Annotated in this window: 12 protein-coding genes; 4 read left to right on the top strand and 8 right to left on the bottom strand. The window is 73.6% G+C overall.

The window, feature by feature from the left end; all coding sequences use genetic code 11:
- Positions 1-83: 83 nt before the first annotated feature.
- From ABT381_RS32640 to chsH3, 3 genes are read right to left on the bottom strand one after another with little or no spacing between them, the layout of a single operon-like run.
- On the bottom strand, positions 84-1,055 hold the full coding sequence (locus ABT381_RS32640; RefSeq protein ID WP_351600624.1) for a 3-oxoacyl-ACP reductase: 972 nt from the start codon (positions 1,053-1,055) through the stop codon (positions 84-86).
- A gap of 5 nt (positions 1,056-1,060) precedes the next feature.
- The gene (locus ABT381_RS32635) at positions 1,061-2,137 is read right to left on the bottom strand and encodes a Zn-dependent alcohol dehydrogenase (RefSeq protein WP_351600616.1); all 1,077 of its coding nucleotides are present in this window, start codon (positions 2,135-2,137) and stop codon (positions 1,061-1,063) included.
- 33 nt (positions 2,138-2,170) lie between these two features.
- Positions 2,171-3,049, bottom strand: coding sequence for an enoyl-CoA hydratase ChsH3 (gene chsH3, locus ABT381_RS32630; protein WP_351600613.1), 879 nt, complete (start codon positions 3,047-3,049; stop codon positions 2,171-2,173).
- Positions 3,050-3,478: 429 nt separating this feature from the next.
- On the opposite strand from chsH3, the gene ABT381_RS32625 reads away from it, so the two are divergent.
- The 4 genes from ABT381_RS32625 to ABT381_RS32610 all read left to right on the top strand — a co-directional run bounded on the left by ABT381_RS32625 (position 3,479) and on the right by ABT381_RS32610 (position 7,109).
- Entirely contained in the window at positions 3,479-4,429 is a 951-nt protein-coding gene (locus ABT381_RS32625; RefSeq protein WP_351600610.1) for an ABC transporter ATP-binding protein, read from the top strand.
- Positions 4,429-5,157 carry an ABC transporter permease gene (locus ABT381_RS32620; RefSeq protein ID WP_351600607.1) on the top strand — a complete coding sequence of 243 codons (729 nt, stop codon included), beginning with the start codon at positions 4,429-4,431 and terminating at the stop codon, positions 5,155-5,157. Before ABT381_RS32625 ends, ABT381_RS32620 begins: the two co-directional genes overlap by 1 nt.
- A 187-nt stretch (positions 5,158-5,344) precedes the next feature.
- Complete coding sequence (locus ABT381_RS32615; RefSeq protein ID WP_351600622.1) at positions 5,345-6,484, top strand: sensor histidine kinase; 1,140 nt, start codon at positions 5,345-5,347, stop codon at positions 6,482-6,484.
- Between the two features lie 19 nt (positions 6,485-6,503).
- On the top strand, positions 6,504-7,109 hold the full coding sequence (locus ABT381_RS32610; RefSeq protein ID WP_351600605.1) for a response regulator: 606 nt from the start codon (positions 6,504-6,506) through the stop codon (positions 7,107-7,109).
- Between the two features lie 139 nt (positions 7,110-7,248).
- On the opposite strand, the gene gcvH is transcribed toward ABT381_RS32610, so the two are convergent.
- The 5 genes from gcvH to ABT381_RS32585 form a co-directional block, all read right to left on the bottom strand.
- On the bottom strand, positions 7,249-7,638 hold the full coding sequence (gcvH, locus tag ABT381_RS32605) for a glycine cleavage system protein GcvH (RefSeq protein ID WP_351600603.1): 390 nt from the start codon (positions 7,636-7,638) through the stop codon (positions 7,249-7,251).
- A 128-nt stretch (positions 7,639-7,766) separates the two neighbouring features.
- On the bottom strand, positions 7,767-8,573 hold the full coding sequence (locus ABT381_RS32600; protein ID WP_351600601.1) for an SDR family NAD(P)-dependent oxidoreductase: 807 nt from the start codon (positions 8,571-8,573) through the stop codon (positions 7,767-7,769).
- A gap of 109 nt (positions 8,574-8,682) precedes the next feature.
- Positions 8,683-10,134, bottom strand: coding sequence for an MFS transporter (locus ABT381_RS32595; RefSeq protein WP_467754841.1), 1,452 nt, complete (start codon positions 10,132-10,134; stop codon positions 8,683-8,685).
- 102 nt (positions 10,135-10,236) lie between these two features.
- Positions 10,237-11,427 (bottom strand): thiolase C-terminal domain-containing protein, encoded by a 1,191-nt coding sequence (locus ABT381_RS32590; RefSeq protein WP_351600599.1) that lies wholly within the window; start codon positions 11,425-11,427, stop codon positions 10,237-10,239.
- A 12-nt stretch (positions 11,428-11,439) separates the two neighbouring features.
- A partial coding sequence (locus tag ABT381_RS32585; RefSeq protein ID WP_351600597.1) for an acyl-CoA dehydrogenase family protein occupies positions 11,440-12,476 on the bottom strand: 1,037 nt, incomplete at its 5' end.

Below are 12,476 nucleotides of genomic sequence, written 5' to 3'. Positions count from 1 at the left end.
CTTTTGGGCGGTGCCCCCAATTTTTTACTAATCTGGTGGCGGCCACGGCCGTCGTGTGTCAGCCCTTCTTCAGGCCCAGCACCTCAGCCCTTCTTCAGGCCCAGCACCTCCGTCGCCGCGAAGTTCTCCTCCGGGGCGCGGTCGGCGAAGTACGGGGTCAGCGCCGCGTCCAGCTCCTCATAGGTGAAGACGTCTTTGGCGGTGTCGAATTGTGCGGCCACCCTCGGCCTTTCGAGGAGCGCGGCCATGCCGCCGTGCACGACGAAGACCTGCCCGTTGATCCGGCCCGCCGCGGGCCCGGCGAGATACCCGACCAGCGGCGAGACATGCTCGGGCGCCAGCGGGTCCGACGCTCCCTCCCCCGGCTCTCCGCTGCCTTGGCCTGGGGAAATGCCCGCGAAGACGTCCTCGGTCATCCGGGTGCGGGCCCGCGGGCAGATCGCGTTGGCGGTCACGCCGTACTTGGCCAGCGCCGCCGCCGTGGAGGTCGTCAGGCCCACGATCCCGCCCTTGGCCGCCGCGTAGTTGGGCTGGCCGGCGGAACCGGCGAGGAACGCCTCTGAGGAGGTGTTGACGAGCCGGCCGTACACCGGGGCGCCGGCCGCCTTGGACCGCTCCCGCCAGTGCGCCGCGGCGAAGCGCGTCGTGTTGAAGTGCCCCTTGAGGTGGACGCGGAGCACCGAGTCCCACTCGTCCTCGGTCATCGAGAAGACCATCCGGTCCCGCAGGATGCCCGCGTTGTTGACCAGGATGTCCAGCGCTCCGTAGGTGTCCACGGCCAGCTCCACCAGGTCGCGCGCCGTCTCGAAGTCGGCGACGTCCCCGAGGTGCGCCGTGGCCTGCCCGCCCGTGGCCCGGATCTCGGCGGCCACGGCCTCGGCGGGCGCCGCGGACGCGGCACCCGAACCGTCGCGCCCCGGCTGCCCGTAGTCGTTGACGATCACGTTCGCGCCGAGGTGGGCGAGTTCGAGCGCCTCGGCCCGGCCCAGGCCGCGGCCGGCGCCGGTGACGATGGCCGTCCTGCCCCGCAGCGTCATCCGCTCTCCGCCCTCCATCCCGGTCACAGCTCGATGCAGGTACGCAGGGCGGCGCCCGTACGCATCTGATCGAGCGCGTCGTTGATCTCGGCGAGCTGCACCCGGTGGGTGATCAGGCCCGCGAGGTCGATACGGCCCGCCCGCCACAGGGCGATGGCGCGCTCGTACGAACGGACCACGTCCCCGCCCCCGTACAGCGAGGGCAGGATCCTCTTCTCATCGAAGAACAGCTCGAACATGTTGACCTGGAAGAAGTCGTCCATCGCGCCCGCGCCGACGATGCACAGCGTGCCGCCGCGCCGCGTCGTCTCATAGGCGGTGCGGGCGGTGGCGGACTTCCCGACGACCTCGAAGACGTAGTCGAAGCCCTCGCCCGCGGTGATCCGCTGCTTGGCGTCGGCCAGCTCCTCGGGGGCGACCGCCTCCGTCGCCCCGAAGCGCAGCGCGGCCTCGCGCCGCGACTCCACCGGGTCCACGGCGACGATCTGCGCGGCGCCGCTCGCCCGCGCCCCCTGGATCGTGGAGATGCCCACGCCGCCGCACCCGATGACGGCGACCGACGATCCGGCCTCGACCTTGGCGGTGTTCAGGGCCGCGCCGAGCCCGGTGGTCACGCCGCATCCGATGAGCGCGGCGATGTCGTACGGCACATCGTCCGGGATCGGCACCGCGCAGTGGGCCGCGACCACGACCTCCTCGGCGAAGGTGCCGGTGCCGGCGAACCCGAAGACGTCCCCACCGGGGCGCTGGAAGTTGGGGGTGCCGGCGCTCATGAAGCCGGCCAGGCACAGGTGCGTCTGGCCGCGGCGGCAGGACGGACAGCTGCCGCAGGCGGGCAGCCAGCACATCAGTACCCGGTCGCCCGGACTCAGCCCCGTGACGCCGTCCCCGACGTCGAGGATCTCGCCCGCGCCTTCGTGTCCGGGGACGAACGGCGCGGGCTGCGGCAGCACGCCGCTCATCGCGGAGAGGTCGGAGTGGCACAGTCCGGTGGCCCTGATCCGTATCCGCACCTTTCCCGGCCCGAACCCCACGGCCTCCACGTCGTCGAGGACGTCGAGCTTGTCCTGCCCTGTCTCGTGCTGTACGGCTGCGCGCATCTGCGGCTCCTCCCTGGCTGTGCCTAGTTGTGCCTAGTCGTGCTCCACCACCGTGTCCGCCAGCACCGGGGCGTCCTCCCGGTCGGCGGCCGTCACCACGATCTGAATACGGTCCTTGGCCGTCTCCCACATCCGGATCCGCAGCGCCTCCCCGGGGAAGACCACCCCGGCGAACCGCGTCGCGTACGACCGGACGCGCGCCACGTCGCCGCCCAGCAGCGTGTCGACGACCGCCTTGAGCGTCACGCCATACGAGCAGAGCCCGTGCAGGATCGGCTTGTCGAAGCCCGCGAGCTCGGCGAACTCCGGGTCGGCGTGCAGCGGGTTCCAGTCGCCGGAGAGCCGGTACAGCAGCGCCTGATCGGCCCGGATCAGCCGGGTCACCGTGCGGTCCGGCGCCCGTTCGGGCAGGTCCAGGCGGTTGGCGGGGCCGCGCTCGCCGCCCCAGCCGCCCTCGCCCCGTACGAAGATCTGGGTGTCGCTGGTCCACAGCGGCCCGTCCGCGTCCGCGGTCTCCGAACGCAGCACGATGACCGCGGCCTTGCCTTTGTCGTAAACGGCGGGGATGGTCGCGGTCTGGCGGGCGGTGCCCTGCAGCGGGATCGGCCGGTGCAGGGTGATCTTCTGGGCGCCGTGCAGGACGGCCGCGAGGTCCACGTCGATGCCTGGGGACGAGAGCCCGCCGACCACGGCCATGCCGGCGCCCGCGACGGTGGCGAAGCTGGGCAGCACGTGCAGCCGGCTCTCCAGGGTGTACCGCAGCTCGTCGGGGTCGGTGGCGGCGCCGGGGCGCTCCTCGGTGGCCGCGCCCGCGCCGATGCCGAGGTGGTAGAGCTGGACGTCCTTGTGGTCCCAGGCGATGTCGGAGGTACGCGGCTCGGCGGCGATGGCCTTGGCGGCGTCGATGGGCATGGGGCGGGGCTCCTTCGCCGTACGGTGCGGGTGGCGGGTCGAGAGGCGATAAGACCCCGGCCGGCCGTCCGCACCGTCGGCCGGCCGGGGTCGTCAGCGATCGGCGACGCGGCGGTGCGCGGCGCGGCCGGCACGGCGGGCACGGTCGGCACGGTCGTCGCTGCGCACTAGAACGCGTTCTACCGATGGGGCATGTATAGCCCATCCCGTGCCGACCCGGAAGACCCCTGACGGGCCGTCAGTTCCGCGGCGGCGCAAGCCCGCTCGCCCCACCCATGACATTTGTCCCATCCGGTCGAAGACATTCCCTTCTACCGAGGTCGGCCCGGTCTCCGTAGATTCATGGGCATGACGACGACAACGGGGAAAACGGGGACAGCGGGGGCAGCGGGGGTGCGGAAAACGGGGAGCGCGCGGGACGCCACCGCGGTGGCGTTCTCGAGTGTGGTGAAGACGTACGGCGAGCTGCGGGCCGTGGACGGGCTGGACCTCACGGTCCACCGCGGCGAGACCGTCGCGCTGCTCGGGCGGAACGGCGCCGGCAAGTCGACCACCATCAGCATGCTGCTCGGGCTGCTGCCGCCCACGTCCGGCGAGGTGCGGCTGTTCGGCGGCACGCCGGAGCGGGCGGTGCGCGAGGGGCGGATCGGCGCGATGCTGCAGGACGGCCGGCCGATACCGCGGGTGACGGTGCGGGAGCTGGTCGCCTTCGTGGCGGCCACGTATCCGAAGCCGATGGCGGTGTCCGAGGCGCTGGCGCTGGCCGGCCTGGAGGAGCTCGCCGGGCAGCGGGTGGACAAGCTCTCCGGGGGCCAGGCGCAGCGCGTGCGCTTCGCGTTGGCGCTGGCGGGCGATCCGGAGCTGGTCGTGCTGGACGAGCCGACCGCGGCGCTGGACGTCGAGGGCCGCCACGACTTCTGGCGGGCCATGCGGGCATACGCACGGCGCGGCAACACCGTGGTGTTCTCCACCCATTACCTGACCGAGGCCGATGAAAACGCCGACCGGATCGTGGTGATCGACCGCGGCCGGGTGGTGGCCGACGGCACCGGCGAGGCCATCAAGCGCACCGTCGGCGGCGCGCTGGTCTCCTTCGACCTGGCAGGCGGGCCCACCGACGGCCTGACCGAGCTGCCGGGCGTCACGTCCCTGGAGATACGGGGCGACCGGGCGCTGCTGCGGTCCGGCGACTCCGACGCGACGGTGCTCGCGCTGGCCCGGCTGGGTCTCGTACGGGACCTTCAGGTCGCCCCGGCCAGTCTTGAGGACGCGTTCCTCTCCCTCACTTCATCCCGCACGGGCGCCGGGGACGGCGGCCCGGCGGTCAGCGGTACCGGTGCCCTGGAAGGCGCCGCGGCGGTCGGCGAAGGAGCCCGGTGATGCTCGACTACATCCGTCTGGAAGTCCGCAGGACGCTGCGCGACAAGGGGTTCGTGATCTTCGGCATCGGGATGCCGGTGCTGATGTACCTCCTCCTCACAAACATCGCCGGGGGCTCGGGCAAGGGCGCCGACGCCTGGAAGGTCAGCGCGATGGTCGGCATGGCGTCGTACGGCGCGCTGGGCGCGGCCCTGGGCACCGGCAACGGCGTGGCCGAGGACAAGAAGCTCGGCTGGCTGCGGCAGCTGCGGATCACGCCGCTGTCCCCGGCCCGGGTGGTGGTGGGCCGCGGCCTGAGCAGCACGGTGACCGTGCTGCCCGCGATCGTCGTGGTGCTGGTGCTGGGCGCGCTGGTCAACGGCGTGCGGCTGTCGGCCGGGCAGTGGGCCGGGCTCGTCATACTGCTGTGGCTGGGTACCGCCCCGTTCACGCTGCTGGGCCTGGGCAACGGCTACCACCTCACGGCGCAGGCCGCGGGGCTGGTGAACGCCGGCTGCATGATGGTGCTGGCGATCATCGGCGGGCTGTGGTTCCCGGCCGCGGCGTTCCCCGGCTGGCTTCAGGAAATATCCCGCTGGACCCCCTCGAACCGCTTCGCGGACCTCGGCTGGAGCGTCACGTCCGGGCACGGCCCGTCGGCGAGTACGGTGCTTGTCCTGGTGGCGTGGCTGGCCGTCTTCGGCGCTTATGCGGTGTACGCGTACCGGCGTGCGGCGCGGACGGCCTGAGGTGGGACGAGGCGGCATCCCGAGCGGGGCGATGCCCGGCCCGGAGTTCGAGGACGAGATGGCGGAGCAGGACGGCAGGGCCGTGAAGAGCAAGAAGAAGCGCTGCCGCGAGGCTTCCTGGACGACCTGGGGGACGGAGCCGGACGCCCGGCTGCCCTTCCGTAAGGGCCCCGGCCCGGTCACGTTCATGCCCTGGCTGATCATGGGCGTGGGCGCGCTGTCCAACACCCTCCAGGGCAGGACCGGCAACCCCTGGCTGGCCGGCGCCGGCCTGCTCGCCTTCAACTCGCTCTACGTCGCCGTGGTGCGCACTTCCTTCAACGACCGGGCGCGCGCCACTCCGGTGCCGTACTGGCTGCTGGCCGCCCTGGCCGCGGTGACGTACGCGCTGGGCATCGGGTACGGCGGCGCCTGGATGCTGTTCTTCCCGCTGCTGTCGCTGGCCGCAGGCACGCTGCTGCGCGGCCGGCCGTTGTTCGTCGCGCTCTTCGTCGCCAGTTTCTCGGCCGGCACGCTCGCCGGGCACGGCAGTGGCGACCCGTGGGACGCCTCGATCATCGGCTACGGCACGTTCATCTCCGGCATGGTCACCGCGGCCGTCCTCGGGCTCTTCGACGCCAACCGGCAGCTGCACGCCACGCAGGGCGAACTGGCGCGCACCGCCGTCGAGAAGGAGCGGCTGCGGTTCTCGCGCGACCTGCACGACCTGCTGGGGCACACCCTGTCGGTGGTCGTGGTGAAGGCGGAGGCGGTGCGCCGGCTGGCGCCGCGGGACGTGGACGCGGCGCTGGCCCAGGCCGCGGACATCGAGGCGGTGGGCCGGCAGGCGCTCACCGAGATCCGCGAGGCGGTCACCGGCTACCGCCAGGGCAGCCTGGCCACCGAGCTGGACCGGGCCCGCTCGGCGCTGGAGGCGGGCGGCATCGAGCCGGTCGTCCGGCAGGCGGGGCCGCCGCTGTCCCCGCAGGCGGGCGCGCTGCTGGGCTGGGTCGTGCGGGAGGGCGTCACCAACGCCGTACGGCACAGCGGCGCCACCCGCTGCGAGATCGAGGTGCGGGTCGACGGCGACCGGGCCCGGCTGACGATCACCGACGACGGCCACGGTCCCGTAAGCTCCCGATCGCCCGCCGAGGGCGGCGGTACGGGCCTGACCGGCCTCGCCGAGCGGCTGGCCGCGGCCGGCGGCACGCTGGACGCGGGGGCCGACGGGCGGCGCGGCTTCCGGCTGGTGGCCGAGCTGCCCGAGGACGCGGACGGCTTCGAGGGCGCGGGTGCGGCTTTCGGGGGCGCCGGGGCAACTGCGGACGTCGAGGAGATGCCCAGGTGATCGTGGAGGAGATGCCCAGGTGATCAGGGTCCTGCTGGCCGAGGACCAGGGGATGATGCGCGGCGCGCTGGCGCTGCTGCTGAACCTGGAACCGGACATGGAGGTGGTGGCGCAGGTGCCGGCCGGCGACGAGATCGTCGGCGCGGCGCTGGAGACCTCCCCGGACATCGCGCTGCTGGACATCGAGCTGCCCGGGCGCAGCGGCCTGGACGCCGCGGCGGATCTGCGCGAGGCGCTGCCGGACTGCAAGGTGCTGATCGTGACGACGTTCGGGCGGCCGGGGTATCTGCGCCGCGCGATGGAGGCCGGGGCGTGCGGCTTCCTGGTCAAGGACGGGCCGGTGGAGGAGCTGGCCGCGGCGATCCGGCGGGTGCTGGCCGGGGAGCGGGTGATCGACCCGGGGCTGGCGGCCGCCGCGCTGAGCGCCGGACCGAATCCGCTGACGCCGCGCGAGCGGGAGGTGCTGACCGCGGCTGTGGACGGCGCGACGGTGGCCGACATCGCGGGCAAGCTGCACCTCTCGCAGGCGACCGTGCGCAACTACCTCTCGGCGGCGATCGGCAAGACCGGCACGCGCAACCGCATGGAGGCGGTCCGCGCGGCGCGGCGCAACGGCTGGCTGTAGGAGGGGGCGGTGGGTCCGCGGCAACGGCCGGCGGGTCCGCAGCAGCGGCCGGCGGCGGCCAGGGCTGGAGCCGGGGCCGGGGTCGGGGCCGGGCCCGGGGCCGGTGGCCGCATCGCCGTCCGGGTCGGCCACCGTTGTCTCAGTCGGACGTCTCCTCGCGCAGGTACTCCTCGTACTCCGCGGCGGTGAGCAGCGCTTCCGTGCTGCCGGAGAGCTGGATCGTGAGCAGCCAGCCGTCGCCGTACGGGTCGGTGTTGACCTGTTCCGGCTCGTCGGCGAGCGAGGCGTTGACCGTCAGCACGGTGCCGGTGACCGGCAGGTAGACCTCGCTGACGGCCTTGACCGACTCCACGTTGCCGAAGGGTTCGCCGGCCTCGAACCGCTCGCCTTCCTTGGGCAGTTCGATGTAGACGATGTCGCCGAGCTGCCGCTGGGCATAGTCCGTGATGCCGATCGTGGCCCGGTCGCCGTCCCGGCGGAGCCACTCGTGGTCCTTGCTGTACGACAAATCCTCGGGGATGTTCGCCATGCGGATGACGGTGGCACCGCCGCGGGCGGACCGACAAGGCGGAAACCGGGCTCCCCGTGCCGCCGACGGGGCCCACGTACGCAAGTACGCAAGGGCCCATGTCCGCAAAGGCTCAGGGGCGCAAAGGCTCAGGTGCGCAAGTACGACGCGCCGTTGACGTCCAGTACCGTGCCCGAGCTCCACTGGGCCTCCGGGGAGGCCAGCCAGCGGACCGCCGCCGCGATCTCGGCCGGCTCGGCCACCCGGCCGAACGGGCTCTGCGCGCGGATCGCGGCGCCCTGCTCGCCGGCCAGCCGGTGGCCGACCCGTTCGGTGTCGATGAAGCCGGGTGCCACGGACGCCACCGCGATGCCGTACGGGGCGAGCGCCACCGCGAGGGACTGGCCGAGCGCGTGCACCGCGGCCTTGGTCGCGCCGTACGCGGGGTGGTCCGGCTCGCCGCGGAAGGCGCCGCGCGAGCCGACGTTGACGATCCGTCCGCCGCCGCCCTGCGCGATCATGCGCTGGGCCGCGCCGTGGCTGAGGTGCGCGGTGCCGAGCAGGTTGACCGCGACGTGCTGCTGCCAGGCGGCGGCCCAGTCGGCGTAGGAGGTGGTGGCGGGCGGGTGCGGGGTGTTGACCGCGGCGTTGTTGACCAGTACGTCGATGCCGCCGAGCGCCGCGTCGGCGTCGGCGATCAGGCCGGCGGCGCCGTCCGGGTCGGCGATGTCCGCGTGGAGCAGTACGTGGCCGTCGCCGGGCAGCGCGGCGAGGGTGTCCTCGGCGTCCGCCCGGCGCGTGCCGTAGTGCACGGCGACCCGGTCGCCGTTCTCCGCGAAGGCACGCGCCAGGGCCCGGCCCAGGCCGCGCGAGGCGCCGCTGACCAGCACACGGCGGCCGGCGGCGGGAAACGGCGGGGGAACAGCGGGACCAGGTGCAGCAGCGGTGTCGGCCATGCCCGCATCCTCTCGCGACGAGCCGACCGCCGGCAGGCCGGGCCACGACGAGCCGACCACCCGCAAGCCGCCGGGCAGCGGGGCGCAGGTGCGCACCGCCTGCGGCAGTTCAGCCGGCGTGCGCGGTGTCCTTCTCGCGCCTCGGCAGGGAGAACAGCATCAGCAGGACGCCGGCCAGCAGGACCACGGCACCGACCCGGAAGGCGAGCGCGTAGCCGTCGGCGAGCGCCACCCGGCCGCTGCCCGCGACCCCGGCCGCGACCGTGGAGAGGACCGACAGGCCGAGCGCGCCGCCCATCTGCCGCGAGGTGTTGATCAGTCCGGAGACCAGCCCGGCGTCGCCGGCCGCCGCGCCCGACGTGCAGATCGCGGCGATCGGGGTGGCCGACAGGCCCGCGCCGAGCGCCATCGTGACGCCCGGGCCAAGGATCGTCGCGAGGTACGTGCCGTGCGCGTCCATCGTGGACTGCCAGGCCATGCCGACGGCCGCGAGCAGCACGCCCGCCACGGCCACCGTCTTCGCGCCGAGCCGCGGCAGCGCCATCAGCCGGGGCGCCGCCTTGGAGCCGATCACGATCGAGAAGGAGTGCGGGAGGAAGGAGAGACCCGCCTGGAGCGCGGTGTAACCGAGGACGTTCTGCGTGTAGAGCGAGAGGAAGTACCACATGGAGAACATGCCGGCACCGACCACCACCATCGCCGAGGTCGTCGCCCACACCGACCGCGGCCGGAAGACGCCGAGCGGCATCAGCGGCGCCGCGGAGCGGGCCTCGACCGCCACGAACGCGCCCAGCACGGCGAGTCCGGCGAGCAGCGGCAGCAGCGCGCCGGCGGCGGTCCAGCCGCGCTCGCCGGTCTGCACGATGCCGTACGTGACGAGCGCGAGCCCACAGGTGACCAGCAGTGCGCCGGGCACGTCCAGGCGGCGCCGGCCGTCCTGCCGGCTCTCGCTGAGGCAGACCGCGGCGCCGGCCAGTACCAGCGCGCCGACCGGCACGTTGATCAGCAGCACCCAGCGCCAGGACAGGAACTGCGTGAGCAGCCCGCCGACCAGGCCGCCCGCGGCGCCGCCGCCCGCGCCGACCGCGGTCCAGGTGGCGACGGCCCGGGTGCGGGCCGGGCCCTGCGGGAAGGAGGTGGTGAGGATGGTGAGGGTGGCCGGGGCGAGCACGGCGGCGCCGACGCCCTGGACCGTACGCGCTGCGATCAGCTGCCACGGCTCCTGGGCGAGCCCGCCGCCCAGGCTGGCGGCGGTGAACAGCCCGAGGCCGACGAGGAAGACCCGCTTGCGTCCGAAGAGGTCGGCGGCGCGCCCGCCGAGCATGAGGAATCCGGCGAAGGTGATGACGTACGCGTTGACCACCCACTGCAGGCCCAGCTCGCTCAGGCCGAGCGACGCCCGCATCGAGGGCATCGCGACGTTCACCACGGAGACGTCGAGCACCACGAGGAACTGTCCCGCGCAGACCGCGAGCATCACCGCCCACGCGGGCGGGGCTTTGCGGGTGGTCGTGCCGGACGGCCGGCGGCCGGTGGTCATGAGCGGGGGCATGGTGGCCATCGTGTCATCCGACGGGTGCCTCGGGCATCGGATTATCGGCCCAGCGGCCCCGGGCCGGAGGACCTAGGCCCGCCGGACCCCAGGCCCAGGACCGCGAAACCATCACACCCTCCGCAGCACCGTCACCACCGCCGCCCCGCCCAGTCCGATGTTGTGCGCGAGGCCCACCCGCGCGCCCGGTACCTGCCGGGCGCCGGCCTCGCCGCGCAACTGCCAGGTCAGCTCGGCGGCCTGGGCCAGGCCCGTGGCGCCGAGCGGGTGACCCTTGGAGATCAGGCCGCCGGAAGGGTTCACGACCCAGCGCCCGCCGTACGTGGTCGCCCCGTCCGCGACGAGCTTTCCGGACTCGCCGTCCGCGCACATGCCCAGCGCCTCATAGGTCAGCAGCTCGTTGACGGAGAAGCAGTCGTGCAGTTCGACGACGTCGACGTCCTCGATGCCGAGGCCGCTCGCCTCGTACGCCTGCCGGGCCGCGGCGCGCGACATCGGCCTGCCGACGACGTCGATGCAGGAGCCGGCTGCGAAGGACTCCTCCGTGTCGGTGGTCATGGCCTGTGCGGCGATCTCCACGGCCCGGTCCTGGAGGCCGTGCGCGCGGACGAAGCGCTCGGAGGCGACGACGGCCGCCGCCGAGCCGTCGGAGGTCGGCGAGCACTGGAGCTTGGTGAGCGGCGCGTGGACGGTCCGCGCCGCGAGGACCTCCTCGACCGTGTACACGTCCCGGAACTGCGCGTACGGGTTCTCCGCCGAGTGCCGGTGGTTCTTCGCGCCGACCGCGGCCAGTTGCTCGGCCGTCGTGCCGTACCGCTCCATGTGCTCGCGCGCCGCGTTGCCGAAGATCTGCGCGGTGGGCGGGGTCCGCTCGAAGCCGTGCCGGGCCGCCATCACGCCGTAGTGCCGGGCGACGGGCGAGGCGGCGAAGTCGCCGCCGTCGGCGCCGCCCCCGAGCGCGCCCCGCTTCATCTGCTCGAAGCCCAGCGCCAGTACGCAATCGTTGATCCCGGCGGCCACGAACTGCCGGGCGAGCAGCAGCGCGGTCGCGCCGGTCGCGCAGTTGTTGTTGACGTTGTAGACCGGGACGCCGGTCAGGCCCAGCTCGTACGCGGCCCGCTGGCCCGCCGTGGACGCCTGGTGGCAGAAGCCGGCCGGCACCTGCTCGACCTGCTCGTATCCGATGCCCGCGTCCGCGAGCGCCGCGCCGCCCGCCTCCCTCGCCATGTCCCAGTACCGCCACTCGCGGGTCTCGGGCTTCTCGAACTTCGTCATCCCGACGCCGACGATGTACGCCTTCATACCCGGTGCTCCTTAGATGAGGGGGCGCGGCTCGGGGTCCCTGGGCAGGCCGAGCAGCCGCTCCGCGACGACGTTGAGCTGTACCTGGGTGGTGCCGCCCGCGATGGTCAGGCAGCGGGACATCAGGAAGCCGTGCAGCGCCCGTTCCCCCGCGCCCTCGCGCACCGCGCCCGCGGGGCCGAGGAGTTCGAGGGCCAGCTCGGCCACGGCCTGCTGGTGGCGCGTCTGGACGAGCTTGCGGACGCTGGCGCCCGCGCCCGGCTCCAGCCCGGAGACCTGCTGGAGGGTGGTGCGCAGCCCGATGCAGCCCAGCGCGTGCGCCTCGGCGGCCAGCGCGCCCACTTTCTCCCGCAGGGCCCCGTCCCCGTCCTCCTCGCCCACCCGCGCGATCAGCGCCTCCAGGCCGGTGTCGAAGGTCATCCGGTCGGCCATGTGGACGCGTTCGTTGGCCAGCGTGTGCCGGGCCACCCGCCAGCCGTCGCCGGCCTCGCCGACCACCGCGTCGGCCGGCAGCAGCACGTCGTCGAAGTACACCTCGTTGAAGAGGGCGTCCCCGGTGATCTCCGTCAGCGCCCTGACGTCGATGCCCGGTGTCGCCATGTCGACAAGGAAGAACGTCAGGCCACGGTGCTTGGGCGCGGTGGGGTCGGTGCGGGCGAGCAGGATGCCGCAGTGCGCGTTCCGGGCGGCCGAGGTCCACACCTTCTGCCCGTTGACCCGCCAGCCGCCGTCCGCCGTGCGCTCGGCCTTCGTGCGCAGCGCCGCCAGGTCGGAGCCCGCGCCCGGCTCGGAGAACAGCTGGCACCACAGCCGCTCGCCGCTCAGGGTGGGCGGCAGATGCTGTTCTTGCTGCTCCGGTGTGCCGTACGCGAGGAGCGAGGGCACCACCCAGGTGGCGATCCCCAGGTCGCTCACCTCGACCCCGGCGGCGCGCAGCTCCTCCTGTACGGCGAGCTGCTGGAGGGGCCCGGCGTCCAGTCCCCACGGCGCGGGGAGGTGCGGCGCGGCGTAGCCGGTGGGTGCGAGCGCCCGGCGCGCGGCGGCCGGGT

The sequence above is a fragment of the Streptomyces sp. NPDC000151 genome (assembly GCF_040301705.1).
Classification (GTDB): domain Bacteria; phylum Actinomycetota; class Actinomycetes; order Streptomycetales; family Streptomycetaceae; genus Streptomyces.
Note: the sequence above shows the minus strand (reverse complement) of the source record. Positions and strands in the feature narration are given on the sequence as shown.